At 59.1% G+C, this 26,609-nt stretch carries 39 protein-coding genes; 37 read left to right on the forward strand and 2 right to left on the reverse strand.

Annotated elements, in window-relative coordinates; translation table 11 throughout:
* The 10 genes from JAO82_RS10280 to rplP all read left to right on the forward strand — a co-directional run.
* Positions 1-80, forward strand: an 80-nt coding sequence (locus JAO82_RS10280) for an EF-Tu C-terminal domain-related protein (RefSeq protein ID WP_198686409.1), incomplete at its 5' end; no start/stop codon positions are given.
* Positions 81-179: 99 nt separating this feature from the next.
* Positions 180-494 carry a 30S ribosomal protein S10 gene (gene rpsJ / locus JAO82_RS10285; RefSeq protein WP_198686300.1) on the forward strand — a complete coding sequence of 105 codons (315 nt, stop codon included), beginning with the start codon at positions 180-182 and terminating at the stop codon, positions 492-494.
* An 18-nt stretch (positions 495-512) separates the two neighbouring features.
* Positions 513-1,373 carry a 50S ribosomal protein L3 gene (gene rplC, locus JAO82_RS10290; RefSeq protein ID WP_198686301.1) on the forward strand — a complete coding sequence of 287 codons (861 nt, stop codon included), beginning with the start codon at positions 513-515 and terminating at the stop codon, positions 1,371-1,373.
* The gene (rplD, locus tag JAO82_RS10295; protein ID WP_198686302.1) at positions 1,370-1,987 is read left to right on the forward strand and encodes a 50S ribosomal protein L4; all 618 of its coding nucleotides are present in this window, start codon (positions 1,370-1,372) and stop codon (positions 1,985-1,987) included. Before rplC ends, rplD begins: the two co-directional genes overlap by 4 nt.
* Entirely contained in the window at positions 1,984-2,280 is a 297-nt protein-coding gene (locus tag JAO82_RS10300; protein WP_198686303.1) for a 50S ribosomal protein L23, read from the forward strand. The genes rplD and JAO82_RS10300 overlap by 4 nt, the downstream gene beginning before the upstream one ends.
* Positions 2,281-2,434: 154 nt before the next feature.
* The gene (gene rplB, locus JAO82_RS10305; RefSeq protein ID WP_198686304.1) at positions 2,435-3,277 is read left to right on the forward strand and encodes a 50S ribosomal protein L2; all 843 of its coding nucleotides are present in this window, start codon (positions 2,435-2,437) and stop codon (positions 3,275-3,277) included.
* Between the two features lie 3 nt (positions 3,278-3,280).
* Entirely contained in the window at positions 3,281-3,559 is a 279-nt protein-coding gene (gene rpsS, locus JAO82_RS10310; RefSeq protein WP_198686305.1) for a 30S ribosomal protein S19, read from the forward strand.
* 3 nt (positions 3,560-3,562) lie between these two features.
* Positions 3,563-3,943, forward strand: a complete 381-nt coding sequence (rplV, locus tag JAO82_RS10315) for a 50S ribosomal protein L22 (RefSeq protein ID WP_198686306.1) — start codon at positions 3,563-3,565, stop codon at positions 3,941-3,943.
* Complete coding sequence (rpsC, locus tag JAO82_RS10320) at positions 3,943-4,653, forward strand: 30S ribosomal protein S3 (RefSeq protein ID WP_198686307.1); 711 nt, start codon at positions 3,943-3,945, stop codon at positions 4,651-4,653. Before rplV ends, rpsC begins: the two co-directional genes overlap by 1 nt.
* A 12-nt stretch (positions 4,654-4,665) precedes the next feature.
* Entirely contained in the window at positions 4,666-5,079 is a 414-nt protein-coding gene (rplP, locus tag JAO82_RS10325) for a 50S ribosomal protein L16 (RefSeq protein ID WP_198686308.1), read from the forward strand.
* Positions 5,080-5,165: 86 nt separating this feature from the next.
* Here rplP and JAO82_RS10330 read toward each other — a convergent pair whose 3' ends face one another.
* Positions 5,166-5,798 carry a hypothetical protein gene (locus JAO82_RS10330; protein WP_198686309.1) on the reverse strand — a complete coding sequence of 211 codons (633 nt, stop codon included), beginning with the start codon at positions 5,796-5,798 and terminating at the stop codon, positions 5,166-5,168.
* A gap of 205 nt (positions 5,799-6,003) precedes the next feature.
* Here JAO82_RS10330 and rpmC point away from each other — a divergent pair, with 205 nt between their 5' ends.
* The 27 genes from rpmC to JAO82_RS10465 all read left to right on the forward strand — a co-directional run bounded on the left by rpmC (position 6,004) and on the right by JAO82_RS10465 (position 25,876).
* The gene (rpmC, locus tag JAO82_RS10335) at positions 6,004-6,207 is read left to right on the forward strand and encodes a 50S ribosomal protein L29 (protein WP_198686310.1); all 204 of its coding nucleotides are present in this window, start codon (positions 6,004-6,006) and stop codon (positions 6,205-6,207) included.
* Between the two features lie 13 nt (positions 6,208-6,220).
* Positions 6,221-6,451: a 30S ribosomal protein S17 gene (gene rpsQ / locus JAO82_RS10340; RefSeq protein ID WP_198686311.1), complete on the forward strand. Its 231-nt coding sequence runs from the start codon at positions 6,221-6,223 to the stop codon at positions 6,449-6,451.
* Positions 6,452-6,522: 71 nt separating this feature from the next.
* Complete coding sequence (gene rplN / locus JAO82_RS10345) at positions 6,523-6,891, forward strand: 50S ribosomal protein L14 (protein ID WP_198686312.1); 369 nt, start codon at positions 6,523-6,525, stop codon at positions 6,889-6,891.
* 2 nt (positions 6,892-6,893) lie between these two features.
* The gene (rplX, locus tag JAO82_RS10350) at positions 6,894-7,205 is read left to right on the forward strand and encodes a 50S ribosomal protein L24 (protein ID WP_198686313.1); all 312 of its coding nucleotides are present in this window, start codon (positions 6,894-6,896) and stop codon (positions 7,203-7,205) included.
* Positions 7,198-7,761, forward strand: a complete 564-nt coding sequence (gene rplE / locus JAO82_RS10355) for a 50S ribosomal protein L5 (RefSeq protein ID WP_198686314.1) — start codon at positions 7,198-7,200, stop codon at positions 7,759-7,761. Before rplX ends, rplE begins: the two co-directional genes overlap by 8 nt.
* A gap of 18 nt (positions 7,762-7,779) precedes the next feature.
* A complete protein-coding gene (rpsN, locus tag JAO82_RS10360; RefSeq protein WP_198686315.1) occupies positions 7,780-8,085 on the forward strand; it encodes a 30S ribosomal protein S14 in 306 nt (101 codons plus the stop codon).
* 13 nt (positions 8,086-8,098) lie between these two features.
* Complete coding sequence (gene rpsH, locus JAO82_RS10365; RefSeq protein ID WP_198686316.1) at positions 8,099-8,491, forward strand: 30S ribosomal protein S8; 393 nt, start codon at positions 8,099-8,101, stop codon at positions 8,489-8,491.
* A 10-nt stretch (positions 8,492-8,501) separates the two neighbouring features.
* Positions 8,502-9,035 (forward strand): 50S ribosomal protein L6, encoded by a 534-nt coding sequence (gene rplF, locus JAO82_RS10370; protein WP_198686410.1) that lies wholly within the window; start codon positions 8,502-8,504, stop codon positions 9,033-9,035.
* A gap of 12 nt (positions 9,036-9,047) precedes the next feature.
* Positions 9,048-9,407: a 50S ribosomal protein L18 gene (rplR, locus tag JAO82_RS10375; RefSeq protein ID WP_198686317.1), complete on the forward strand. Its 360-nt coding sequence runs from the start codon at positions 9,048-9,050 to the stop codon at positions 9,405-9,407.
* 11 nt (positions 9,408-9,418) lie between these two features.
* Positions 9,419-9,997, forward strand: coding sequence for a 30S ribosomal protein S5 (gene rpsE, locus JAO82_RS10380; protein ID WP_198686318.1), 579 nt, complete (start codon positions 9,419-9,421; stop codon positions 9,995-9,997).
* A gap of 5 nt (positions 9,998-10,002) precedes the next feature.
* Positions 10,003-10,191 (forward strand): 50S ribosomal protein L30, encoded by a 189-nt coding sequence (gene rpmD, locus JAO82_RS10385; protein ID WP_198686319.1) that lies wholly within the window; start codon positions 10,003-10,005, stop codon positions 10,189-10,191.
* Positions 10,192-10,516: 325 nt separating this feature from the next.
* Positions 10,517-10,990 carry a 50S ribosomal protein L15 gene (gene rplO, locus JAO82_RS10390; RefSeq protein WP_198686320.1) on the forward strand — a complete coding sequence of 158 codons (474 nt, stop codon included), beginning with the start codon at positions 10,517-10,519 and terminating at the stop codon, positions 10,988-10,990.
* Between the two features lie 107 nt (positions 10,991-11,097).
* Positions 11,098-12,462 carry a preprotein translocase subunit SecY gene (gene secY / locus JAO82_RS10395; RefSeq protein ID WP_198686321.1) on the forward strand — a complete coding sequence of 455 codons (1,365 nt, stop codon included), beginning with the start codon at positions 11,098-11,100 and terminating at the stop codon, positions 12,460-12,462.
* The gene (locus JAO82_RS10400; protein ID WP_198686322.1) at positions 12,459-13,106 is read left to right on the forward strand and encodes an adenylate kinase; all 648 of its coding nucleotides are present in this window, start codon (positions 12,459-12,461) and stop codon (positions 13,104-13,106) included. The genes secY and JAO82_RS10400 overlap by 4 nt, the downstream gene beginning before the upstream one ends.
* Before the next feature lie 205 nt (positions 13,107-13,311).
* Positions 13,312-13,680, forward strand: coding sequence for a 30S ribosomal protein S13 (gene rpsM, locus JAO82_RS10405; protein ID WP_198686323.1), 369 nt, complete (start codon positions 13,312-13,314; stop codon positions 13,678-13,680).
* A 13-nt stretch (positions 13,681-13,693) separates the two neighbouring features.
* Entirely contained in the window at positions 13,694-14,083 is a 390-nt protein-coding gene (rpsK, locus tag JAO82_RS10410) for a 30S ribosomal protein S11 (RefSeq protein ID WP_198686324.1), read from the forward strand.
* Positions 14,084-14,196: 113 nt separating this feature from the next.
* Positions 14,197-15,213 carry a DNA-directed RNA polymerase subunit alpha gene (locus tag JAO82_RS10415; RefSeq protein ID WP_198686325.1) on the forward strand — a complete coding sequence of 339 codons (1,017 nt, stop codon included), beginning with the start codon at positions 14,197-14,199 and terminating at the stop codon, positions 15,211-15,213.
* Between the two features lie 175 nt (positions 15,214-15,388).
* Positions 15,389-15,811 (forward strand): 50S ribosomal protein L17, encoded by a 423-nt coding sequence (gene rplQ / locus JAO82_RS10420; RefSeq protein WP_198686326.1) that lies wholly within the window; start codon positions 15,389-15,391, stop codon positions 15,809-15,811.
* A 126-nt stretch (positions 15,812-15,937) separates the two neighbouring features.
* Entirely contained in the window at positions 15,938-17,326 is a 1,389-nt protein-coding gene (locus JAO82_RS10425; RefSeq protein WP_232897344.1) for a trypsin-like peptidase domain-containing protein, read from the forward strand.
* A gap of 278 nt (positions 17,327-17,604) precedes the next feature.
* Positions 17,605-18,921: a replication-associated recombination protein A gene (locus JAO82_RS10430; protein WP_198686328.1), complete on the forward strand. Its 1,317-nt coding sequence runs from the start codon at positions 17,605-17,607 to the stop codon at positions 18,919-18,921.
* 44 nt (positions 18,922-18,965) lie between these two features.
* Positions 18,966-19,346, forward strand: coding sequence for a fluoride efflux transporter CrcB (crcB, locus tag JAO82_RS10435; protein WP_198686411.1), 381 nt, complete (start codon positions 18,966-18,968; stop codon positions 19,344-19,346).
* Positions 19,343-20,389, forward strand: a complete 1,047-nt coding sequence (locus tag JAO82_RS10440) for an RluA family pseudouridine synthase (protein ID WP_198686329.1) — start codon at positions 19,343-19,345, stop codon at positions 20,387-20,389. Before crcB ends, JAO82_RS10440 begins: the two co-directional genes overlap by 4 nt.
* A complete protein-coding gene (locus JAO82_RS10445) occupies positions 20,386-21,090 on the forward strand; it encodes an ATP12 family chaperone protein (protein ID WP_198686330.1) in 705 nt (234 codons plus the stop codon). The genes JAO82_RS10440 and JAO82_RS10445 overlap by 4 nt, the downstream gene beginning before the upstream one ends.
* Before the next feature lie 199 nt (positions 21,091-21,289).
* Positions 21,290-22,330 carry an amino acid ABC transporter substrate-binding protein gene (locus JAO82_RS10450; RefSeq protein ID WP_198686331.1) on the forward strand — a complete coding sequence of 347 codons (1,041 nt, stop codon included), beginning with the start codon at positions 21,290-21,292 and terminating at the stop codon, positions 22,328-22,330.
* A gap of 16 nt (positions 22,331-22,346) precedes the next feature.
* On the forward strand, positions 22,347-22,823 hold the full coding sequence (locus JAO82_RS10455; RefSeq protein WP_332872518.1) for an Lrp/AsnC family transcriptional regulator: 477 nt from the start codon (positions 22,347-22,349) through the stop codon (positions 22,821-22,823).
* Between the two features lie 137 nt (positions 22,824-22,960).
* The gene (locus JAO82_RS10460; protein WP_198686333.1) at positions 22,961-24,451 is read left to right on the forward strand and encodes an NAD-dependent succinate-semialdehyde dehydrogenase; all 1,491 of its coding nucleotides are present in this window, start codon (positions 22,961-22,963) and stop codon (positions 24,449-24,451) included.
* Between the two features lie 54 nt (positions 24,452-24,505).
* A complete protein-coding gene (locus JAO82_RS10465) occupies positions 24,506-25,876 on the forward strand; it encodes an aspartate aminotransferase family protein (protein WP_198686412.1) in 1,371 nt (456 codons plus the stop codon).
* A 64-nt stretch (positions 25,877-25,940) separates the two neighbouring features.
* On the opposite strand, the gene JAO82_RS10470 is transcribed toward JAO82_RS10465, so the two are convergent.
* Positions 25,941-26,606: a ferredoxin gene (locus tag JAO82_RS10470; protein WP_198686334.1), complete on the reverse strand. Its 666-nt coding sequence runs from the start codon at positions 26,604-26,606 to the stop codon at positions 25,941-25,943.
* Between the last annotated feature and the right edge of the window lie 3 nt (positions 26,607-26,609).

A 26,609-nucleotide genomic window follows, 5' to 3' on the forward strand; every position in this document is an offset into this window, starting at 1 on the left:
TGGAGCAGGGCCTGCGTTTCGCCATCCGTGAAGGCGGTCGCACCGTCGGTGCGGGTGTCGTGTCCAAAATCATCGCGTAACCGAAACGGGCGCGGCTTCGCGCCCGCCGGGTTCGACGAGGAGCAGCGAGCGGTTCGCTGCTCCTCCTATCAACTCCAAGCCCCTGAAAGGCTGAAGACATGCAAAGCCAAAACATCCGTATCCGCCTCAAGGCGTTCGATTACCGGGTGCTGGACACCAGCACGCAGGAAATCGTCAGCACTGCAAAGCGAACCGGTGCCAGCGTTCGCGGCCCGATCCCGCTGCCGAACAAGATCGAGAAATTCACCGTTCTGCGTGGTCCCCACGTTGACAAGAAATCCCGTGACCAGTTTGAGATCCGCACGCATAAGCGCTTGCTGGATATCGTTGATCCGACCCCCCAGACCGTGGACGCGCTGATGAAGCTCGACCTCGCCGCTGGTGTGGACGTCGAGATCAAGCTGCAATCATAAGCGGGGAGGGCAGGCAAGATGTTGCGCTCTGGTATTATCGCAAAGAAAGTCGGCATGACACGGCTGTTCATGGAAGACGGCAAGCAGATCCCTGTTACCGTTCTTCAACTCGATGGATTGCAGGTTGTCGCGCAGCGCACCGCTGAGAAAGACGGCTATACCGCCGTTCAGCTGGGTGCTGGAACCGCCCGCGTCAAGCGGACAAGCAAGGCCATGCGGGGGCATTTCGCTGTCGCCAAGGTCGAGCCCAAGCGGAAAGTCGCGGAATTTCGCGTTGACCCGGAGAATATGATTGGTGTTGGTGAGGAAATCACCGCTGATCACTATTTCGCCGGACAATATGTCGATGTTGCGGGCACCTCGATTGGTAAGGGCTTTGCCGGTGTCATGAAGCGGCACAATTTTGGTGGGCTTCACGCCAGCCACGGGGTGTCGGTCGCGCACCGTTCGCATGGGTCCACCGGACAGTGTCAGGACCCTGGAAAGGTGTTCAAGGGCAAGAAGATGGCCGGCCAAATGGGTGCTGTGCGGGTGACCACGCAGAACCTTGAGGTTGTGCGGACGGATTCCGAGCGCGGACTGATTATGGTCAAAGGCGCGGTACCGGGATCGAAAGGCGGCTGGGTGACAGTCAAGGATGCGGTGAAAAAGCCGTTCCCCGAAAACGCCATTCTGCCTGCGGCCCTGAAATCCGCTGCTGAAGAAGCCGCGAAAGCCGCTGAAGAAGCCGCTGCCGCCGCTGCCGCCGAAGCCGAAGCCGAAGCACAGCGGCTGGCTGAGGAGCAGGCCGCACTGGAAGCGGAACAATTGCAAGAGGCTGAGGCCGATATCGCCGCTGAAGGTGAGAATGAGCCTGAGAAGAAGGAAGGCGAAGAATGAAACTCGACGTCATCAATCTGGACGGCAGTAAGGCCGGCGATATTGAGTTGAACGCCGACCTGTTCGGCCTTGAGCCGCGCGCCGATATCCTGCACCGTGTCGTCCGCTGGCAGCGCAACAATGCGCAGCAGGGTACGCATAAGGTCAAAACTCGGTCCGAGGTCAAATATTCGACCAAGAAGATCTATCGCCAGAAAGGCACCGGCGGCGCCCGCCACGGCGCGCGTTCGGCTCCGATCTTCCGGGGCGGCGGCATCTATGGCGGACCGACGCCACGCAGCCACGGTCATGAGCTGACCAAGAAGTTCCGCAAGCTGGGCCTGCGCCATGCGCTGAGCGCCAAGGCGAAAGCCGGCGAGCTGGTGGTGATCGATTCGGCAGATGCCGAAGGCAAAACCGCAGCCTTGGCCAAGCAGGTCAAGAATCTTGGCTGGAAGCGGGCGCTGATCATTGACGGAACCACCGTCAATGAAGGGTTCGCCAAGGCCGCCCGCAATATCGAGGGTCTGGATATCCTGCCCTCAGTGGGTGCAAACGTCTATGACATCCTCAAGCGTGACACGCTGGTGCTCACGAAGGCGGGTGTAGAAGCACTGGAGGCTCGGCTGAAATGAGCGCGAAGGCAGAACATTACGACGTGATCCGCAAGCCGGTCATCACCGAAAAGGCCACCATGGCAAGCGAGGCCAACACGGTGGTGTTTGAAGTGGCGATCGACAGCAACAAGCCGATGATCAAAGAAGCGGTCGAGGCGTTGTTCGGTGTCAAGGTCAAGGCGGTCAATACGTCGATTACCAAGGGCAAGGCCAAGCGTTTTCGCGGCCAGCTTGGACGGCGGAACAACGTCAAGAAGGCTTATGTGACCCTGGAAGAGGGAAACACCATTGACGTCACAACCGGCCTTTAATAGGCACGGGCATCTTGCCACGGCTCCGGATTCGATTCGGGGCCGTGGGTGTCAACTTGGGACCTTCGGGGCCCTTTAAGCGCGGCGGGATAAGCCCCGCCCTACACTCTGCGGGGAGAATACCCTCGCATTTGCTAAACGGAAGACAGAAAGCATGGCACTCAAGTCGTATAAACCGACGACGCCGGGCCAGCGTGGGCTGGTTCTGATCGACCGTTCGGAGCTGTGGAAAGGCCGTCCGGTCAAGACCCTCACCGAAGGGCTGACCCGGCACGGCGGACGCAACAACACCGGACGGATCACGATGCGCCGCATTGGCGGCGGCACCAAACGCCTGTATCGGATCGTCGATTTCAAGCGGAACAAACTGGATGTGCCGGCCACGGTCGAGCGCATCGAATATGACCCGAACCGGACAGCCTTTATTGCGCTGATCAAGTATGATGACGGTGAGCAGGCTTATATCCTAGCGCCGCAGCGCCTGGCCATCGGTGACAAGGTCATCGCCAGCGCCAAGGCCGATATCAAACCTGGCAACGCGATGCAGTTTTCGGGAATGCCGATCGGTACGATCGTACACAACATCGAGATGAAGCCCGGCAAAGGTGGACAGATCGCACGTGCCGCTGGCACTTACGCCCAATTCGTTGGTCGTGACGGTGGTTACGCACAGATCCGTCTGAGCAGCGGCGAGCTGCGCTTGGTCCGTCAGGAATGCATGGCCACCGTCGGTGCCGTGTCGAACCCTGACAACAGCAACCAAGATCAGGGTAAGGCGGGTCGCATGCGCCACAAGGGTGTTCGCCCGTCGGTGCGCGGTGTTGCCATGAACCCGATCGACCACCCGCATGGTGGTGGTGAAGGGCGGACCTCGGGTGGTCGTCATCCGGTCACGCCATGGGGTAAGCAGACCAAAGGTGCCCGCACCCGTAACAAAAACAAAGCGTCCAGCAAGCTGATTATTCGCGCGCGGTACGCCAAGAAGAAGGGACGCTGATAGATGTCTCGCTCTGTTTGGAAAGGCCCTTTTGTCGACGCTTATGTGTTGAAAAAGGCCGAGGCGGCGCGCGAAAGCGGCCGTAACGAAGTCATCAAAATCTGGTCGCGCCGTTCGACGATCCTGCCGCAATTCGTTGGTCTGACATTTGGTGTCTACAACGGCAAAAAGCATGTCCCCGTCAACGTCAGCGAAGACATGATCGGTCAGAAGTTCGGTGAGTATTCGCCGACCCGGACCTATTTTGGCCACGCGGCCGACAGAAAAGCGAAGCGGAATTAAGCCATGAGCAAGGATAAGAATCCCCGCCGCGTGGCTGATAACGAAGCAATGGCGAAACTGCGCATGCTTCGGACCAGCCCGCAAAAACTGAACCTGGTCGCCGCGATGATCCGTGGCAAGCGCGTCGAGCGCGCCCTGACTGATCTGATGTTTTCGAACAAGCGGGTTGCCGAGGATGTGCGCAAGTGCCTGCAGTCCGCGATTGCCAACGCCGAGAACAATCACAATCTGGACGTTGACGAACTGATCGTTGCCGAAGCCTATGTCGGCAAGAATCTGACGCTGAAGCGTGGTCGCCCGCGGGCGCGGGGACGGTTCGGGAAGATCGTCAAGCCGTTCTCGGAACTGACAATCAAGGTTCGCCAAGTTGAGGAGCAAATCTGATGGGTAACAAAGTCAATCCAATCGGTATGCGTCTTCAGGTGAACCGCACCTGGGATAGCCGCTGGTATGCCGACACCAAAGACTATGGCGATCTGCTGCTGGAAGACCTGAAGATTCGTGATTTCATCAATCACGAGTGCAAACAGGCCGGCGTCAGCCGCGTGGTCATCGAGCGTCCGCACAAAAAGTGCCGCGTAACGATCCACACCGCGCGCCCCGGCGTCATCATCGGCAAGAAGGGCGCAGATATCGAAACGCTGCGCAAGAAAATTGCCAATATGACCGACAGCGAGCTGCACCTGAACATTGTTGAGGTGCGCAAGCCGGAACTGGACGCTGCCCTGGTGGGCGAGTCGATTGCCCAGCAGCTGGAGCGTCGGGTTTCCTTCCGCCGTGCCATGAAGCGGGCGGTTCAGAACGCCATGCGTATGGGCGCGCTGGGGATCCGGGTTAATCTGGCTGGCCGTCTTGGCGGTGCTGAGATCGCGCGGACCGAATGGTATCGTGAGGGTCGGGTGCCGCTGCACACATTGCGTGCCGATATCGATTACGCGCATGTCGAGGCCCATACGGCCTATGGCATCATCGGGATCAAGACCTGGATCTTCAAAGGCGAGATCATGGAACACGATCCCTCGGCGCGCGATCGGAAAGCACAGGAACTCCAGGATGGCCCTGCACCCCGCGGTGCCGGTGGCGGCCGTCGGTAAGGAGACAGAACGATGCTTCAACCAAAACGTACGAAATTCCGCAAACAGCACAAAGGCCGTATTCACGGCCTGGCTAAGGGCGGCAGCGATCTGAACTTTGGCACCTATGGGCTGAAGGCGCTCCAGCCCGAGCGGGTGACAGCACGGCAGATCGAGGCGGCCCGCCGCGCGATGACCCGTCACATGAAACGCCAAGGCCGCGTGTGGATCCGGATCTTCCCGGATGTTCCAGTGACCTCGAAACCGACCGAAGTTCGGATGGGCAAGGGGAAGGGGTCGGTCGACTTCTGGGCCTGCCGGATCAAGCCCGGTCGCATCATGTTCGAAATTGACGGCGTGGATGAAGACACCGCCCGTGAAGCGCTTCGACTGGCGGCGATGAAACTACCGATCAAAACGCGGGTCGTAATTCGCGAAGATTGGTAAGCCAAAGCGGAAGGGGGTCACCCCGTCCCACGAGATCCAGCGCTCCCATCGACATTGTCGGTGGGAGCGTTGCTTTTTTTGGCCGATCATTCGGCCGTACTCTCCACGATCGCCAAGCCGAGATTGCCGATGACGGTATCGCGACCGAATTTACGGTGTTTCAATAGACCATTGACGATATAGAGATCATCGACCGTGTAGCGGTCCGAGACACCGTCTTCACGTCGAACAAAAATCGCGGCGGTTGTCCGAGTGGAATCGGTAGGTTCTTCGAGGCGAAAGAACGAAGGATCGGCGTTTTCGGCCAATGCTCGCATCGTCAGCAGGACCGCATTGTAATCCGTAATTCGATCATCGCGAAAATGGCAGTAGCCTTCGGCGCCGCCAGCTCCGACAGCAACAACCGCGCCGATGACGATGCCGATCGGATTTGTCAGAGCCGCCCCAACCGTGGCTAATCCAGCGCCCGTCAAGAACGCGAGAGTTCCGGCCGTAGAACCTACGGCAGCCGAGGAACCCAGCATCGTTGTTCCGGTCACCGCATTGGTGAGCGTGTAATAGCCATAAGCCTTGGTTGCCAGATCGGATGTTGCGGTGCCAAGACTGGCAGCGTTCTTGCCGCTGAGCAGCGCGCTCAGCCGATAGTCGCAAAAATCAGCAGAAGCTTGCGTTGCGAGCGCCTGTGCTGCGAAAAGAAAGCAGGCAAGTGTTCTTTTCATCAATCGAAATTCCGTGTATGTAATTTCACCGGTTGGGCCGAACTACCTTATAAGCGGGTGACGGGCGAGGGACTCGCGGGCGTGTGCGCAACAATACGCTTGCCATCGCGCGGCGGTGCCCATATAGGGCGGACTTCTAACCCAATCCACGGGAATCAGGGTGACGTCTTGCGCGGCTCTCCCGTGATGTTGAAAGGAACCGGCGATGAACGCCAAAGAATTGCACGACAAGACGCCGGACCAGCTTCATGAAGAGCTGGCGAAGCTGAAGAAAGAAGGCTTCAACCTGCGATTTCAACAGGCCACCGGCCAGTTGGAAAATCCGGCGAGAATCCGCGTTGCGCGTCGCAACGCCGCACGGGTCAAAACCGTGCTGAACCAGAAAGCCGCGCAAGCGGCAGCAGAATAACGGAGTCTGACAGATGCCCAAACGTATTCTTCAAGGCACCGTGACATCGGACAAGAACAAGCAAACTGTAACTGTTCTGGTTGAGCGCCGCTTTAAGCACCCACTGATGGAAAAGACCATCCGGAAATCCAAGAAGTACCGCGCTCACGATGAGGCCGACAAGTACAAGATTGGCGATATCGTCCGCATCATTGAGTGCGCGCCGAAATCAAAAACGAAACGCTGGGAGGTGCTGGAGGCGTAAGCCGAAGCACTTTCCGGTTTAAACGAAACCCTGGGGCGTAAAATAAGTCCCCAAAGGTCGGGAGAAACCACATGATCCAGATGCAGACCAATCTGGATGTTGCTGATAATAGCGGCGCCCGCCGCGTTCAGTGCATCAAGGTTCTGGGTGGTTCCAAGCGTAGATACGCATCCGTGGGCGACATCATCGTCGTCTCGGTCAAGGAAGCCATCCCACGCGGACGCGTGAAAAAAGGCGACGTGCGCAAGGCGGTCGTCGTACGCGTCGCAAAGGAAGTTCGCCGTGAAGACGGCTCTGCGATCCGCTTTGATCGCAACGCCGCCGTGATCCTCAACAACAATAACGAGCCGATCGGCACCCGTATCTTCGGGCCGGTGGTGCGTGAGTTGCGCGCAAAGAACTTCATGAAAATCATCTCGCTTGCTCCGGAGGTGCTGTAACCATGGCTGCGAAACTCCGCAAAGGCGACAAGGTCGTCGTGCTGGCCGGCAAGGACAAGGGTAAGGAAGGCACGATTACTTCTGTCAATCCCTCGTCCGGCAAGGCTATTGTCGATGGCATCAATATGGCCATTCGCGCAACCCGCCAAAGCCAGACCAGCCAAGGTGGACGCATCCCCAAGGCGATGCCGATCCAGCTGAGCAATCTTGCGCTGCTTGATGCCAATGGAAAACCCACCCGTGTGGGCTTCAAGATCGACGGCGACAAGAAAGTGCGCGTTGCAAAAACCACGGGGGACGTGATCGATGCTTGACACTGCTACCTACACCCCACGTCTGAAGACCGACTTCCGCACGCGCATTGCACCGGCGCTGAAGGAAGAGTTCGGTTACAAGAACGACATGCAAATTCCGCGGCTGGACAAGATTGTCCTGAACATCGGCTGTGGTGCCGAGGCTGTGCGTGACAGCAAAAAGGCCAAATCGGCGCAGGACGATTTGAGCGTGATCGCCGGTCAGCATGCTGTCGTCACCAAGGCGAAGAAGTCCATCGCCGGTTTCCGCGTACGTGAGGAAATGCCACTGGGCGCCAAGGTGACCCTGCGCGGCGACCGCATGTACGAGTTCCTGGATCGTTTGATTACCATTGCCCTGCCTCGTGTCCGTGACTTTCGCGGCGTGCCGGGTAAGTCGTTCGATGGCCGTGGCAACTACGCCATGGGTCTGAAGGAGCACATCGTGTTTCCCGAGATCGATTTCGACAAGGTCGATGAGACCTGGGGGATGGACATCGTCATCGCCACCACGGCGGAGACCGACGCTGAAGCCAAGGCGCTGTTGAAGCATTTCAACATGCCCTTCAATTCATAAGCGCGGGAAGGATTAGATATGGCTAAGAAATCAATGATCGAGCGCCAGAAAAAGCGCGAGGCACTGGTCAAGAAATACGCCGCCAAGCGCGCCGCGCTAAAAGAAATCGCGAACGACGAGAGCAAGCCGATGGAAGAGCGGTTCAAGGCGCGCCTTGATCTGGCGAAGCTGCCGCGCAACAGCTCCCCAGTGCGGTTGCACAATCGCTGCCAGCTGACGGGGCGTCCACACGCTTATTATCGTAAGCTGAAAGTTTCGCGGATCGCGCTGCGCGATCTGGGTTCGGCCGGGCAGATCCCCGGTCTGGTTAAATCGAGCTGGTAAGGGAGAGAAAGTCATGAACGATCCTATCGCAGACATGCTCACCCGTATCCGCAACGCTCACATGCGTGGGAAGTCGACGGTGATCACACCGGCGTCAAAACTGCGCGGTTGGGTTCTGGATGTACTGGCCGACGAGGGCTATATCCGGGGTTATGAAAGCGTCACAGGGCCCGACGGCCATCCGGCGCTGGAAATCAGTCTGAAATATTACGATGGCGCGCCTGTCATTCGCGAATTGAAGCGGGTCAGCAAGCCCGGTCGCCGCGTTTACATGGGCGTCAAGGATGTTCCCAGTGTTCGTCAGGGACTGGGTGTGTCGATTGTCTCGACCTCGAAAGGGGTGATGTCGGATGCAAGTGCACGCAGCCAAAACGTTGGCGGCGAAGTGCTTTGCACCGTATTCTAAGGAGGGTCTGATGTCTCGTATTGGAAAAAAACCGGTCGAGCTGCCCAGCGGTGTTTCGGCATCGGTGTCAGGCCAGACCGTCGAGGTGAAGGGCCCCAAGGGCACCCGCTCCTTCAGCGCAACAGATGACGTTACGATCGCGGTTGAGGACAATGTCATCACCGTAACGCCGCGCGGGAAGTCAAAGCGCGCACGTCAGCAGTGGGGCATGAGCCGCACGATGATCGCCAACTTGGTGACCGGCGTCACCGCCGGTTTCAAGCGCGAGCTGGAAATCCAGGGCGTTGGTTATCGTGCTCAAATGCAAGGCAATACGCTGAAGCTGAGCCTTGGCATGTCGCATGACGTTGACTTCATCGCGCCCGATGATGTTACCGTGGCTGCACCAAAGCAGACCGAGCTTGTCGTGGAAGGCATCAACGAACAGCATGTCGGACAGGTCGCGGCGAACATTCGCGCTTGGCGCGAGCCTGAGCCCTATAAGGGCAAGGGCATTCGTTATAAGGATGAGTTCATCTTCCGTAAGGAAGGCAAGAAGAAGTAAGGACGCAAGACAATGGCAAATAGCAAAAGAACCCTGTTTCTGAAGCGCCGTCTGCGCGTTCGGAACAAGCTTCGCAAGGTAAACTCCGGGCGCCCGCGCCTGAGTGTGCACCGCTCGAACAAGAACATCAGCGTCCAGCTGATCGATGACGTGAACGGCGTCACCTTGGCATCAGCATCGTCGCTGGAAAAGGATCTTGGCGTGGTCGGTAAGAACAACGTCGAGGCGGCCACCAAAGTGGGTGTCGCTATCGCCGAGCGGGCGAAGAAGGCCGGTGTTGAAGAGGCCTATTTTGATCGGGGCGGCTTTCTGTTTCACGGAGGAGTGAAGGCGCTGGCCGATGCTGCCCGTGAAGGCGGCCTCAAGATCTAAAGGAGAACGATATGGCAAGAGAAGACAACCGCCGGGGTGGCCGTCGCGATCGCGACGAAACGCCGGAATTCGCCGATCGTCTCGTGGCGATCAACCGGGTCTCAAAGACGGTGAAGGGTGGTAAGCGTTTTGGCTTTGCCGCACTTGTGATCGTCGGCGATCAAAAGGGCCGTGTCGGCTTTGGCAAGGGCAAGGCCAAGGAGGTTCCCGAAGCGATTCGCAAGGCGACCGAAGCGGCCAAGCGCGGCATGATCCGCGTGCAACTGCGCGAGGGCCGGACGCTTCACCACGACATGGAAGGGCGTCACGGTGCTGGCAAGGTGGTGATGCGGACTGCACCGGAAGGTACAGGTATCATCGCCGGTGGTCCCATGCGTGCGGTATTCGAGATGCTGGGCGTCAAGGACGTCGTCAGCAAATCGACCGGGTCGCAAAACCCTTACAACATGATCCGGGCTACCATTGACGGGCTGTTGAAAGAGCAATCGCCCCGGTCTGTCGCGCAACGTCGCGGCAAGAAGGTGTCCGACATCCTGCCCAAGCGCGAGGACTCTACCCACGCGTCTGACCAGGTCGCCGAGGAGGCTTGAAGCACATGGCAAAGACAATCGTCGTCAAGCAGATCGCCTCGCCGATCCGCCGGCCCGCCAAGCAGCGTCAAACGCTGATCGGCTTGGGGTTGAATAAGATGAACAAGACGCGCGAGCTGGAAGATACGCCCAGCGTGCGCGGCATGGTCGCCAAGATTCCGCATCTGGTCGAGATCATCGAAGAGCGCAGCTAAGCGCATCATAATAAGTTAAACGGCGCCGAAATCACTTGATCTTCGGCGCCGTTTTGTTTGCAGACTTGCCCAATGCCGGGGCCTGACTGTGTTCTAAATTTCGCAATTACTTGGCGCTGCCATGTAGCGTGGCGGCTCGAGGGCGCAGAAGAAGTTGGCAAAGTAATTCTGCCCACCTTTGCAAGCGTCACTTGGGCGCTTGATCCCATTGAGCCATCAGTCTATACGTCCGCGGTGGATAATTAGCGCCACGATTCAGATGAAACATACGCCGTGTTCGGCCGCTCCCGTCGCTGGGGGCCGCATCCGGCAAAGGAGAAGCGACATGAAACTCAACCAACTTTCCGACAATCCCGGCGCGGCCAAACGGCGCAAGCGCGTAGGCCACGGTCCCGGCTCTGGCATGGGTAAAACCGGTGGGCGCGGGATTAAAGGTCAGAAATCCCGTTCGGGCGTCGCGATCAAGGGGTTTGAGGGCGGGCAGATGCCAATCTACCAGCGCCTGCCCAAGCGCGGCTTCAGCAGTCCGAACGGTAAGTCCTATGCCGTGGTTAACCTGGGGTTGATCCAGAAATTCATCGATGCAGGCAAGCTGGACGCCAATTCCGCGATCACCGAAGATGCACTGGTTGCCAGTGGTCTGGTGCGGCGCAAGCTCGACGGCATTCGGGTGCTTGCAAAGGGCGATGTGACCGCAAAGCTGACACTTGAAGTCACCGGTGCCTCGAAGGCTGCCATTGCAGCAGTCGAGAAAGCAGGCGGCGCGCTGACGGTCACAAAACAGGCCGCAGCAGAATAACGGGTTGTGAGCGGCGTCTCTGCCGCTTACATAAGCCCTAGTTTTCCCATGACGCCGCCCGAGCCGGAAAACGGTTCTGGGCGGCGCTTTCATAAAAGAGACCCCTCATGGTATCAGCAGCAGAGCAAATGGCGGCGAACACCAGCTGGTCAGCCCTTGGCAAAGCGACCGACTTGCGCAATCGCATCCTGTTCACCCTTGGCCTGTTGGTCGTCTATCGTCTGGGCACCTTCATTCCGGTCCCAGGCATCGACGGCGCTGCGCTGCGCGAGTTCATGGAGGGCGCCGGTCAGGGGATCGGTGGCATGGTGTCGATGTTCACCGGTGGCGCGCTCGGGCGGATGGGGGTCTTCGCCCTTGGGATCATGCCCTATATTTCTGCGTCGATCATCGTGCAGCTTCTGACAGCGATGGTTCCGGCTTTGGAGCAGCTCAAGAAAGAGGGCGAGCAGGGACGCAAGAAGATCAACCAGTACACCCGCTATGGCACGGTCGCACTGGCCACCGTGCAGGCCTATGGGTTGGCGATCAGTCTAGAGGCCGGGGATCTGGCGACCGATCCGGGCATGTATTTCCGCATGGCCTGTATGATCACGCTGGTCGGGGGCACTATGTTCCTGATGTGGCTGGGCGAGCAGATCACCCAGCGCGGCATCGGTAACGGTATTTCGCTGATCATCTTCGTTGGCATCATCGCCGAGATTCCCGCCGCGCTGGCGCAGTTCTTGGCATCCGGTCGTTCCGGCGCAATCAGCCCGGCAGTGATCGTGGGCGTGATTCTGATGGTGATCGTGGTGATCTTGTTCGTTGTGTTCATGGAGCGCGCTCTGCGCAAGATTCATATTCAGTACCCCCGTAGGCAGGTGGGGATGAAGGTGTATGACGGTGGGTCCAGCCACCTGCCGGTCAAGGTGAACCCGGCAGGTGTGATCCCGGCGATCTTCGCGTCGTCGCTGCTCCTGCTGCCGGTGACGATCTCGACATTCTCAACCGGTGCGGCCACGGGGCCAGTGATGTCATGGCTGTTGGCTTATTTTGGACCGGGTCAGCCGCTCTATCTGCTGTTTTTCATGGCGATGATCGTCTTCTTCACTTATTTTTATACTTTCAATGTCTCGTTCAAACCCGAGGATGTGGCCGACAATCTGAAAAAGCAGAACGGCTTTGTTCCGGGAATCCGCCCAGGGAAGAAAACGGCTGAGTATCTGGAATATGTGGTCAACCGCGTGTTGGTTTTGGGTTCGGCCTATCTGGTGGCGGTGATGCTGCTGCCGGAGATTCTGCGTGGTCAGTTTGCCATTCCGTTCTATTTCGGCGGTACGTCGGTGCTGATCGTGGTGTCGGTGACGATGGATACGATTCAGCAGGCGCAAAGCCATTTGCTGGCGCATCAATACGAAGGTCTGATCGAGAAATCGCAACTGCGCGGGAAGTCACGTAAACGTCCACGCCGCAGCCCCGTGCGCCGATGAATATCATCCTGCTAGGACCGCCCGGCGCCGGCAAGGGCACGCAAGCGCGTTTTCTTGAAGAGACGCGCGGCATGGTTCAACTGTCGACTGGGGACATGCTGCGCGCGGCCAAAGACAGCGGCTCCGAGTTAGGTGAGCACGTGGCCGGCATCATCGCGCGCGGCGAGTTGGTCACCGACGAAATCGTGATCGAGCTGATTCGTGAGCGCATCGACGATGACGCGAACAGTGGCGGGTTCATTTTCGACGGTTTTCCGCGGACGCTGGCACAAGCGGATGCGTTGGCAGCATTGCTGGCCGAAAAGGGCCGCGCGTTGGATGCAGTGATCGCGATGGAGGTAGATGATGACGCCTTGGTTCGTCGCATCACCGCGCGCTTGACCTGCGGGAATTGCGGCGCGGTCTATAATGATCTCACCAAGCCAATTCCGGCCGACGGCAAGTGCGGTAACTGCGGCGCTTCGGACTTCCGGCGCCGGTCCGATGATAATGAGGAAAGCATCAGAACGCGGCTGATGGAGTATTACAAGAAAACCTCGCCGCTGATCGGATACTACCACGCCAAGGGTGAATTGACGCGGGTCGACGGTCTTGCCGATATCGATAATGTCCGAACGGCAATTGCAACGGTTCTTGACCGCTGACCCAGCTTTTGCGCGCTGGGGGTTGACGAGTGGCGCAATTGCTTCTAGCTAGGACTATCTCGCTAGAGAATCATTGTTTACCGCGCTATTTGCGGTGCGGGATCACCTCATTAAATGCTGGGTCCAATGGCGCCACTGCCTAGGGCCGGCGTTGTGAAAAAAGGGTCTGGAACTACGGACCCGCAACGAAAAAGGAAAGTGACACGTGGCACGAATTGCCGGCGTTAATATCCCGTCTGCCAAGCGGGTTCCCATCGCCCTTACTTATATCACCGGAATCGGAAATGCGGCTGCCAAATCCATTTGCGAGGCCGTCGGCGTTGATCCGTCGCGCCGCGTGAACGAGTTGAGCGATGGCGAAGTCCTCCAGATCCGCGAACATATCGACGCGAACTTCACTGTCGAAGGTGACCTGCGTCGCGACACCCAGATGAACATCAAGCGTCTGATGGATCTGGGCTGCTATCGCGGTCTGCGCCATCGTCGCAATCTGCCCGTTCGCGGCCAGCGCACCCATACCAACGCACGTACCCGCAAAGGCCCCGCAAAGGCCATTGCCGGCAAAAAGAAATAAGGGGGTCTGACCGATGGCACGCGACAAGACACGCACACGCCGCAAGGAACGCAAAAACATCGCCGCCGGTGTGGCGCATGTGAACTCGTCCTTCAACAACACCAAGATCCTGATCTCCGACATTCAGGGCAATGCAATTTCCTGGTCTTCCGCCGGCACGATGGGCTTTAAAGGGTCGCGGAAATCGACACCTTACGCCGCCCAAATGGCCGCCGAAGATGCTGGCCGCAAGGCCCAGGATCATGGCGTCAAGACCATTGAGGTCGAGGTGCAGGGACCGGGTTCAGGCCGGGAAAGCGCGCTGCGGGCTCTGGCTGCAGTTGGCTTCAACATCACTGCGATCCGCGATGTGACACCAATTGCTCATAACGGCTGCCGGCCACCCAAGCGCCGCCGCGTCTGAGTTCTGATTCTTCTTATGGGGACGCGCCCGCGCGCGGCCCCAATTCGTCATTTTGAAACCTCGGGAGTCTGCATCTGACCGGACATGGGATGCAGGCAGGTATGGAGGGATACATGATCCACAAGAATTGGGCAGAACTGATCAAGCCGACACAGCTTGACGTGAAGCCGGGCAATGATCCTGCACGTCAGGCAACGGTTGTCGCCGAACCGCTTGAGCGCGGGTTTGGTCTGACACTTGGCAATGCGCTGCGCCGCATCCTGATGAGCAGCCTTCAAGGTGCCGCAGTCACCGCTGTTCAGATTGACAATGTTCTGCACGAATTCTCAAGCGTCGCCGGCGTTCGCGAAGATGTGACAGACATCATCCTGAATCTCAAGGGCGTCGCCTTGCGCATGGAAGTCGAAGGCCCCAAGCGTTTGTCGATCAGCGCCAAGGGTCCAGCGATTGTGACGGCTGCAGACATCAGCGAAAGCAATGGGATCGAGGTCCTTAACGGCGACCATGTGATCTGCCATCTTGATGACGGGGCCGAACTGTTCATGGAACTGACGGTCAACACCGGCAAGGGTTATGTTGCGGCCGAAAATAACAAACCCGAGGACGCGCCCATCGGGTTGATCCCGATTGACGCCATCTACTCGCCGGTGAAGCGGGTCAGCTACGATGTCCAGCCCACGCGCGAAGGGCAGGTACTGGATTATGACAAGCTGACGATGAAGGTTGATACCGACGGATCGCTCACGCCTGATGATGCGGTGGCCTTTGCTGCGCGCATCCTGCAGGATCAACTGAGCATCTTCGTCAACTTTGAAGAGCCAGAAAGCGCCGGTCGCGAGGCCGAGGATGATGGTCTGGAGTTCAACCCGCTGCTGCTCAAGAAGGTGGATGAACTGGAACTGTCGGTCCGTTCGGCAAACTGCCTCAAGAATGACAACATCGTCTATATCGGTGATCTGATCCAGAAGACCGAAGCAGAAATGCTTCGCACCCCGAACTTCGGCCGCAAATCCCTGAACGAGATCAAGGAAGTGCTGTCAGGGATGGGACTGCATCTTGGCATGGATGTCGAGGACTGGCCGCCAGAGAATATCGAAGAACTGGCCAAGAAATACGAAGATCACTTCTGATCTGATGGCGGGATGACCCCGCTTTGCGAAAATGGTGTGGCGCCGGGGTTTATCTTGCCGCCACACCAGGAAATGCCCGGAAAGCCGGGGAAAGCATGGGTGTTACACCCCAAGGAGAGCGGCTGACACGCATCGGCTGCCAGACAAAGCATAAACCTTAAGAAGGATTGAAGAAATGCGTCACGCAAAAGGACCCCGCCGCCTGAACCGTACACACGAGCACCGCAAGGCTCTGTTTGCGAACATGGCCGGCTCGCTGATCGAGCATGAGCAGATCAAGACCACCTTGCCCAAGGCCAAGGAACTGCGCCCGATCATTGAAAAAATGATCACGCTTGGCAAACGTGGTGATATCCACGCTCGTCGCCAAGCCGCGTCGCGCCTGAAGCAGGACAAGTATGTGGCCAAATTGTTCGACGTTCTGGGGCCGCGCTACAAGGACCGTCAGGGCGGCTATGTACGTGTCCTCAAAGCAGGATTCCGCTATGGTGATATGGCCCCAATGGCGATCATCGAATTCGTCGATCGCGACCGCGACGCCAAGGGATCTGGCGACAAGGCACGTGTTGCCGCTGAAGAGGCCGCTGCAGACGAATAAGCCACTGCCGCATGGTAGCGACTTTGTATCTCCCCGCCCGTATTGGGCGGGGTTTTTATTTGCGCGGGTGGTCGTAGCACTGGCCTTGCATTTCACGGGCGTGCCTCGCATATGCGGGTGGCTATGATGAACCTGTCCCGCCTTCTTGCAGTGCTTGTGGTGGCTTCGCTGGCCACGGCTCTGGACGCAGAAACCCGTGTACCCCAAAGCCAAGCCGAAATTGGTTTGGGGTTTGCCCCGCTGGTGAAAGAGGCCGCTCCGGCGGTGGTCAACATCTACGCCCGCCGCGTTGTGGAAACGCGGCAAAGCCCTTTCATGGATGATCCTTTTTTTGGCGATTTCTTTCGGCAATTTGGTAATTCCCGCCCTCGCGTGCAAAATTCTCTGGGGTCGGGAGTGATTTTGTCGGAAGACGGTATCGTGGTCTCCAACTTCCATGTGGTCGGCATGGCCACCGACATCCGGGTGGTTTTGTCTGACCGGCGCGAATACAGCGCGCACGTGGTTCTGGGCGACGAGGAAAGCGATCTTGCGATCCTGCAACTGGAGGCGGCGCGCAATCTGCCGCATCTTGGCTTGCGTGACTCCGATCAGGTCGAGGTTGGCGAGCTGGTGCTGGCAATCGGGAACCCGTTTGGCGTTGGCCAGACCGTCAGCAGCGGAATCATTTCCGGGCTGGCGCGTTCAGGGGTGCTGACCGGGCAGGCGCGGGGATATTTCTTGCAGACCGATGCACCGATCAATCCCGGCAATTCCGGCGGTGCGCTGATCGACGTGAACGGAGACCTGATCGGTATCAATACCGCGATTCTAAGCCGGTCGGGAGGCTCGAACGGCATTGGCTTTGCCATTCCCGCGAACCTCGTGGCGCAATTCGTGCAACAAGCACGGGCTGGTAATGATGAATTCGTGCGCCCCTGGGCCGGGATGACGGGCCAGCCGGTTGCTGCGGATATGGCAATGTCGCTGGGCCTTGCGGTACCGGAAGGCATCGTAATTTCGGATCTACACCGGGAAAGCCCCTTTGCCGTCGCGGGGATCCAAGTCGGGGACGTGATCACCCATGTCGACGGGCTGGCGGTCAATTCGCCTTCGGAAATGCTGTTTCGCATGTCGGTTGCCGGTGTCGGGTCGACGGCGCAGATCACCCGGATGTGCGGCGACAAGCGGGACATTGTTGATGTTGCGATGATTGCGGCCCCCGACAGCCCTCCCGCTGATGAACGTAAGCTGGGGCGCGACACTGCTTTGCCCGGCTTGACCGTCGCACGTGCGAACCCGGCGACGATTGCGCGGCTGGGCCTGCCCTTGTCCACGAGCGGCGTTGTTGTGGTTGCCCCCGGCCCGTTCGGGGCACGGGCGGGGTTGCGGGTCGGTGACTCGATCACCCGGATCAACCGCGCGCCGGTGGAGACCACGGCCGATGTCGCTTTGGCATTGGCTGGCTCGGAGCGGTGGGTGCTGATCGATTTGTCACGCCGGGGCCAGCCACTGCAGTTACGGTTCCGTTTGTGATTTGGGGCGGCTTTGATAGCGATTCAGCGACAACACCGCGCGAAGCCGGGCCCAGACCAAGCAGGAGGCCTTGCTGGTCATTGATAGTGGGCTTAGGTTGCCTTGTAAGGTGAGCGAACGAGCACGCTATTTTTAAGGTGGTTCTGATTTTGCATCTTCACTGACTGCACCTGCCTCTCACATCATGAAGTTCATCCGAGCTGTTCGCGTTAGGAACTAGGTGTTCATGAGGAGCATTGGCGGTGGTCCGAGGCTTGGAAATACGATTGGAGCGGCACATGGATTTGTTCAGCCCGCATGGCGAGACAGAAGAAGTAACGGATAAAACCAATACCCGCCCTCTGGCAGATGCTTTGCGGCCGGAAAACCTTGAGGATGTCATCGGTCAGGACAAGCTGCTCTCAGCCGAGGGGCCACTTGGTTCTATGTTGGCCGCCGGTCGGGTGTCGTCGATCATCCTCTGGGGACCACCCGGTGTCGGAAAGACAACTATCGCGCGGTTGCTGGCAGAGAAAACCGGTCTCTATTTTGAGCAGATGAGTGCGATCTTCAGCGGTGTCGCTGACCTGAAAAAAGCGTTTCAGGCAGCGCGGGATCGGGCTGCGGTCGGTCAGGGTACATTCATGCTGATCGACGAAATACATCGCTTCAATTCGGCGCAGTTGGATTCCCTGCTGCCGGTCATGGAGGATGGCACCGTGACGATCTGCGGAGCGACCACAGAAAATCCGTCCTTCAGCGTTAACAGGGCGGTTCTCAGCAGGTGCCAGATAATGATTCTGGAGCGCCTTGACGGGGCTGCGCTAGCCGGGCTGTTGTCTCGCGCAGAGGAAAAGACCGGGCAGCCTTTGCCTCTGACCGCTGATGCTAAAGAGCTCTTGTGTTCGATGGCTGATGGCGATGGCCGTGCTTTGTTGAACATGGTTGAAAGTGTCCTGTCCTGGCCAATGGAGTCGGTTTACGAGGCTCAAGATGTTGCGAACCGGCTTAGCCGCAGAGCCGCGCAATATGATCGCGCCGGCGATAACCATTACGCCTTGGCAAGTGCCATTCAAAAATCGATCAGAGGCTCCGATCCCGAGGCTGCACTTTACTGGGTTCACAGAGCCCTTGAGGGCGGCGAAGATCCGCGCTTCATTCTGCGGCGCCTAACGATGATTGCGTGGGAGGATGTGGGGCTGGCTGATCCAGAAGCTTCGCGCATCTGCCTGAGTGCCTGGGACACATATCAGAGATTGGGCAGTCCCGAGGGAGATCTGGCACTGTCTCAGGCCACGCTTTATCTGGCTTTGGCGCCAAAGTCGAATGCGGGCTACGTGGCGCACAAGGCGGCGCGTTCAGACGCGAAGAAGAGCGGCTCTATGCCGCCTCCTATGAGCATAATTAATGGCGAGACAAAGGCGATGCGGGACCTCGGCTTTGGAGCCGACTATCAATACGATCATGACTCCCCTGACGCCTTTTCGGGTCAGAGTTTCTTCCCGGACGGGATGCGTCGGCCGAACAATTATCAGCCCGTGGAGCGAGGCTTTGAGCGGGAACTGAAAAAGCGGCTGGACTACTTTGCGCGATTGCGGGCGCAGCGGCAGAAGTGATTGGCTATCTTGACACCACGCGCCGCGCGCGCGAAACGCTGACCATGATTTCGACGACACTCTTCGTGGCCTTTGGCGGCGCACTGGGCGCGGTTTTGCGTTATCTGTCGGGTATCGGGATGGTGCGTCTGTTGGGCCAACAGGATTTTCCATTGGCGACCCTATCGGTGAATATCGTCGGCTCGTTCCTGATGGGATTGGTCGTCGTGGCCGCTTCCGAGCGTGGATTGACACATTTTAACCCCTTCGTGATGACCGGTCTTCTAGGAGGCTTCACCACGTTTTCGGCGTTTTCGCTTGATACGGTCACTCTGATCGAACAGGGGGCGGCGTTGCAGGCGGCACTTTACGTGGTGCTGTCGGTGGCGCTGTCTGTCGGTGCGTTGGTATTGGGGTTGATCGTTGCAAAGGGGGTTTTCGCATGAGCGGAGTGCAGACGATTACGGTAGAGCCCGGTGACGCTGATCAGCGGATCGATCGCTGGCTGCGCCGTCTGTTTCCGCATCTCAGCCAGGGGCGCATCGAACGGATGTGCCGCAAGGGCGAGCTGCGTATCGATGGTGGCCGGGTCAAGGCCGCGACAAGGGTGCAGGCGGGGCAAGAGGTGCGTATCCCGCCATTGCCCGAGGCCGATCACCGTCCCGCCCCGGCACCCAGCCGGATTTCGCAGGCCGACGCCCGCATGATCCGCGATTGTGTGATCTACCGCGACGATCACGTTTTGGCACTGAACAAGCCGGCGGGCCTTGCGGTGCAGGGCGGCAGTGGGCAGTCGCGCCATGTCGATGGTCTGGCCGAAGCGCTGATGTTCGATCTCGACGAAAAGCCCCGTCTGGTGCATCGGCTGGACAAGGATACTTCTGGTGTATTGCTGCTGGCGCGGACGCGGGCCGTCGCAGCTGATCTGACCGCCAGTTTTCGCCATCGCGAGACCCGCAAGCTCTATTGGGCCGCTGTCGCCGGCGTACCGATGCCGAAGATGGGCACTATAAAATACGGGCTGGTCAAGGCTCCGGGCCGTGGCAGCGGTGGCGAGGGGGAGCGGATGCATTGCGTACACCCGCGCGATGTCGAAACAACACCCGGTGCTAAACGCGCGGTCACCGATTACGCGGTGCTGTCAGCGGCGGCGCGGCGTTGTGCATGGGTGGCGTTGATGCCGATCACAGGCCGTACCCATCAATTGCGCGCACATATGGCAGAACTGGGCCATCCAATCATCGGTGACGGCAAATATGGCGGCTCGGGGCAGGATAATCCGGGGGATGGATGGGGCGCGCAACTGGGGGGAGAGATCAGCCGTAAGCTGCATTTGCACGCCCGCGCGTTGCGATTGGAACACCCGGTGACGCGTGCCGTGCTTCATCTGACCGCGCCGCTGCCCGACCATATGCGGCACACCTGGGACACGTTCCAGTGGAGTCCGGCAGATGTACCAGACGACCCGTTTGAGGATACCGTCCCATGAGCGCGTGGAAGCAAAAACGGTTTTGGCAGCAGGCGGATGCCGTCCCTGTCGATGGCGGCTTTGCGGTACATCTGGATGGGCGCGCAATCAAGACACCGGCCAAGGCGGCACTGGTCCTGCCGACAAAACCGATGGCCGAGGCCATAGCCGCAGAATGGGATGCGCAAGACGGCGTGGTCGATCCGCTGTCGATGCCGGTGACGCGCAGTGCCAATGCCGCCATCGACAAAGTTGGTCCGCAACACCGCGAGGTCGCCGACCTGTTGGTCGCCTATGGAGATTCCGACCTGTTATGCTACCGCGCCGAAGCGCCGCAGGAGTTGGTCGATCGTCAACAGGCGGCCTGGGACCCAGCGCTTGACTGGGCGGCAGCGACTTTGGGCGCGCGTCTCAGCCCGCGTGTGGGGGTTATTCATGCGGCCCAACCGCCCGAGGCACTGGCTGCGCTGTCGGCGCGGGTCCATGAGAAGACAGCGTTTCAGCTGGCCGCATTTCATGACCTCGTGAGTTTGTCGGGGTCTTTGGTGCTGGGCTTTGCCGCTGCGCTGGGCTGGCGCGACGCCGATGACCTTTGGGATCGATCGCGCGTCGACGAGCGCTGGCAGCAGGAAAAATGGGGCAAAGACGAAGATGAGGAGGCCTTGGTGCACGTGCGAAAGGCGGCTTTTCTACATGCCAAACAGTTTCACGATATGTGCTGAATCGATAGTCTTGACCTTGATTCTATCCGGGTCAGGGAGCCTGCCGCTCAATCGGTTGCGCCATCTAAGCCTTGACCTCACTCAATGAATCCGACCACTATTGCGGTCAATACAGGTACCAATCGTCTCACCATCCATTTACCGGATTTTGCCGGATAACCGGCCCAAGATAAGGGCAGGACAGTAATAAGAGGTAGCCATGGGAAAATCCGTACTCTTGGGCGCGTTGCTCGTGGCCGGGATGGCCATGGGCGTTTCCGCGGCGGAGACGCTCGACGAGGTTAAGTCGCGCGGAGCGCTAAATTGCGGCGTCGCGCAGGGAGGATCTAGCGGAACGGCCGTCGGTGTTACCGGCTTTGCCGCGCCGGATGCCAACGGGATCTGGCAGGGATTCGACGTTGCCTTGTGTCGCGCGGTTGCGGCAGCGGTGCTGGATGATCCCATGGCGGTCAATTTCGTCCCGACCGACACCGAAACTCGATTCAGCGCGCTGGCTGCAGGCCGGGTCGATCTGCTATCGCGCAGTACCACCTGGACGTTCAGCCGTGACGTCAAGCTAAAATTCGATTTCGCCGGTATAAACTATTATGACGGGCAGGGGTTTCTGGTGCCCAAGGAGATGGGTGTGTCTTCGGTCAAGGATCTGAGTGGCGCGTCAATTTGCCTTGAGACCGGGACCACCAACGAACTAACACTGTCCGACTATTTCCGCGTCAACAACATGACTTACAAGGCGGTACCGGTTGAAAACAGCGCAGACGCTCAAAAGAAATATCTGGCCGGTGCCTGCGATGCTTATACCAGCGACGCATCATCGCTTGCGGCAACCCGTGCGACATTCCGGAATGCGTCTGAACACGCGCTGTTGCCGGAAATCATCTCGAAAGAACCGTTGGGTCCGGTGGTACGGCATGGCGACGATGAGTGGGGCGATTTGGTGCGTTGGACACTTTATGCGCTGATCGCGGCCGAGGAATATGGGATCACCTCGGCGAACATCAAGGAAATGGCCGAGGGCACCGACAACCCGGAGATCAACCGAATTCTCGGCACCGAGGGGGAGTTAGGCCAGTTGCTGGGACTCGACAATGCCTGGGCGGTGCGGGCGATCAAGGTGAATGGGAATTACGGTGAAATTTTCGCCAAGAACATCGGCGAGGAAACCCCTATCGGCTTGGCGCGGGGACTGAATGCCCAGTGGAAGGATGGTGGGCTGCTCTATGCGCCGCCCTTCCGCTAGGCTGCCCGGACTCTCCGTGACGACTCCTCCCAGACTGGATAAATACGATTTCGCGATCCTGCGAATCCTCCAATCCGACGGGCGCATGACCAAGACAGCACTGGCGCAAGCGGTGAACCTGTCGCCCAGCCCCTGTTGGGAACGTTTGAAACGGCTTGAGCAATCCGGTCTGATTATCGGTTATCGTGCGCAGGTCGATATCCGCCGTATTGGCCCGGTGACCGAAGTGGTTGTCGAGGTCACGCTGGCCAACCATCGCGCCGAAGATTTTACCCGCTTTGAAGCCGCGGTGCAGGAAATTCCTGCAATCCGATCGTGTTGGGCGACAGGGGGCGGTGTCGATTACGTCATGGTACTTTCGGTACGTGATGTGGATGCGTATCAGCGCCTGATGGACGATCTGCTTGAGTCGGATTTCGGGATTGCCCGTTATTTTGGCTATATCGTCACAAAACCAGTAAAATCCGCGCCACCGCCCTTGCCTGAGCCCTGACAGGCAATTCCTCTGCATCTGGTTAGCAATCTGGCATTGCTTTCTGTCGGAACGGGGCAGAACAGAGACAAATTTCGTCGACAATCCTTTAAGTTCGGACTCAAGCCTTATCAAGCTGGCCGGAGAAGGATTATCAGATGAAACAGGATACTTCCGCGACTTATGCTGGTGCCGATGGCTTTGGGCTGGCCGATCAGCGACTGGTGCGTCCGTTCTCCTATATTGGCGGAAAATGGATCGGCGGTGCGCAAGGAGCAACGCGAGATGTCACCGATCCTGCCACCGGGCAGGTGCTGGGTGCTATGGCGTCTCTAGATGACGAACAAAGCGCGACGGCGGTGGATGCGGCACAAGCTGCCTTTGCCGACTGGTCCGCCCTGTTGCCGCAGGAACGTTCGGTCATATTGCGTCGCTGGTTCGATCAGATCATGGATAATCGCGACGATCTGGCCCGCCTGATGGTGCGCGAACAGGGCAAGCCGCTCTCCGAGGCACTGGGCGAGATCGAATACGCGGCGTCATTCGTGGAGTTTTACGCGGAAGAGACCAAGCGCCCGAATATCGAAGGTATTACCAGCCATCTGCCTGATGCGGAGGTGGAGCTTTGGCGCGAACCGGTCGGGGTCGCCGCGCTGATCACGCCGTGGAACTTTCCCGCTGCGATGCTCACCCGCAAGGCTGCCGCCGCGCTGGCCGCCGGTTGCACGGTTGTGGCGCATCCGTCGGGCGAGACGCCGTTCTCCGCCACGGCATTGGCTGAGCTGGCCGAGCGCGCGGGGCTGCCTGCGGGTGTTTTCAACATCGTCACCGGCAAGGCGCAAACGGTGGTGGAGCCTTGGACGCGCGATGTGCGTGTGCGCGCGCTGTCGTTTACCGGCTCGACCGAAATCGGGCGGCTGCTTTACCGGCAATGCGCCGATACCGTCAAACGGCTGGTGATGGAGCTAGGTGGCCATGCCCCGGTGATCGTGTTCAAGGGCGCCGATCTCGATACCGCCGTTGCAGAAACCATCAAAGCAAAATTTGCCACATCCGGGCAGGATTGTCTGGCCGCCAACCGCATCTATGTGGAGCGTCCGATCTACGATGAGTTCTGCGCCCGCTTCACCGCGGCCACGCAGGCGCTGAGCGTCGGGCCGGGTATGGACGACCCTGATATCGGCCCGCTGATGAACGCAAGCGCGATCCAAAAGCTGGAGACGCATGTCGCCGATGCACTGGAGCAGGGCGCGCGTTTGGCTTGCGGCGGCAAGCGCCACGCGGCGGGGCCACTATTCTACGAGCCGACAGTGCTGCTTAATGTGCCAGATTCGGCGGCAATTATGCACGAGGAAACCTTCGGTCCGGTTGCGCCACTCACCCCTTTCGATAGCGAAGACGAGGTGATCGCGCGCGCCAATGCAAGCGAATACGGGCTGGTCGCCTATCTGCACAGCCAAGACCCGCGCCGCATCTATCGCGCGTCCCGCGCGTTGCAGTTCGGGATGGTGGCGGTCAACCGCACCAAGGTTACCGGCGCGCCAATCCCGTTCGGAGGGGTCAAGCAATCCGGAATCGGCCGCGAAGGCGCGAGGCTGGGAATGGAAGAGTTTACCGACGTCAAATATGTCTGCCGCGACTGGGCATAACCCTCAAGCGTGCGGTGGCAAGCCAGGAAAGGAAACGTCATGCTGGACAAGGATGTGCGCAAGAACGACATGTTGGAGCAGTGGGACCGGGAGAATTTTTTTCACCCCTCGACCCATTTGGCCGATTTCGCACGGGGGGATATGCCGGCGCGGGTGATAAGCGGCGGCAAGGGCAGCCATATCACAGATCGCGACGGCAACCGTCTGCTGGATGGTTTCGCCGGGCTGTATTGTGTGAATGTCGGCTATGGCCGCACCGAGATCGCCGAGGCGATCGCGGCGCAGGCACATGAACTGGCCTATTATCACGCCTATGTCGGCCATGGCACCGAGGTCAGCATCACGCTGGCCAAGATGATACTCGACCGCGCGCCGGCCAATATGTCCAAGGTCTATTTCGGGCTGGGCGGGTCGGATGCTAATGAAACCAATGCCAAGCTTTTGTGGTATTACAACAATATTCTGGGCCGCCCCGAAAAGAAGAAGATCATCAGCCGCTGGCGCGGCTATCACGGCTCGGGGTTGATCACCGGATCGATGACAGGGTTGCAGGCGTTCCACCAAAAGTTCGACCTGCCGTTGCCGCAGGTGCTGCACACGGTCGCGCCCTATTATTATCGTCGCGACGATCTCGACATGTCCGAGGCCGATTTCGTCGCCCATTGCGCCACAGAACTGGAGGCGCTGATCGAACGCGAAGGTCCCGATACCATCGCCGGGTTCATCGGGGAGCCGGTCCTGGGCACCGGCGGTATCGTCCCTCCGCCAACGGGCTATTGGGAAGCGATCCAGAAGGTTCTGAAGAAAAACGATATCCTGCTGATCGCCGATGAAGTGGTGACCGGGTTCGGGCGGCTGGGCAGCATGTTCGGCTCGGATCATTACGGGATGGAACCTGACATCATTACCATCGCCAAGGGGTTGACCAGCGCCTATGCGCCGCTCTCGGGGTCGATCATCTCGGAGAAGATGTGGAAGGTTTTAGAGCAAGGCACCGATGAGAACGGCCCCATCGGCCACGGCTGGACCTATTCCGCCCATCCTATCGGCGCGGCGGCGGGGGTCGCTAATCTGAAACTGATCGACGAGTTGAACCTGATCGCCAACAACGCCGATACCGGCCCATATTTGCGCCAGCGATTGGCCGAGGAACTGGGCAATCATACCCATGTCGGCGATATCCGCGGCGAGGGTATGCTGGCCGCTGTGGAATTGGTACAGGACCGCGACAGCCGCACCTTCTTTGACGCAGGCGACGGTATCGGCGGCAAGGTCGCCGCCGCGATGCTGAAACGAGGGGTCATCGCGCGGGCGATGCCACAGGGCGATATTCTGGGGCTTGCGCCGCCATTCTGTCTGACACGGGACGAGGCGGATCAGATCGCCACCACCATGCGGGATGCGCTGATTGAGGTGCTCGGCTGATATTCCCGCCCGGCAATTGACTGATGGGCCGTCATGCCCGCCTGCTTCTACCGGAGCGGGCGGATTAATGGCGATGAAACGAACGCATGTGCAGTGCGGATTGCGCATCACTGCGCCCTGCGCCCGCGCTCAACGGGCAGGCCCTTCGCGCTGCACAGCCGCGCGCCATGCAATCGGCCCCCGCAGCGCTGTCGAGATAATCGTGGCATGCCGCCAGATCATAGCTTTGCGCGGCTCCCAGCGCGCCGACAGGGCAGGCGGTGGTGCAGGGCTGACCCGCGCAAGTCTGGCAAGGCGATTGCCCGGTGACCGCAGGAAACGCGATCTCTGTCGCAAGGTGCAGGGCGCCGCGATAGGAGATCATCAACCCGACTGTGTCATGCACCAGCATTCCTGTCGGGCTGGTAAATGCGCGCCCTGATTTTTGCGCCCAATCAATGAAGGGCGCATAGGGTGGACCTCCGAAAGGGAAATGCGCCTGCGCATCAAAGCGCTTGGCCAAGGTGCCAGCCACCCGGCGCGACCAGCGGTCTACCGGATCGCGCTGGCCGTCGCGAGATTCGGAAGCGGCGGAGAAAGCGGGCCAGAATCCTTTGCCCGCGCCCAGCAAGATCAGCGTTCCGCCTTGCAGAGCTTTGGCCGCAACGCGTCCCGGATGTAAGGCACCCATGACGATCAGCCCGCTGGCTTCGGCTTGCTCTAGGATGTCGGTATAGAGAGTGGCGGCCATTGC

Source organism: Pontibaca salina, assembly GCF_016307205.1.
GTDB lineage: Bacteria > Pseudomonadota > Alphaproteobacteria > Rhodobacterales > Rhodobacteraceae > Pontibaca > Pontibaca salina.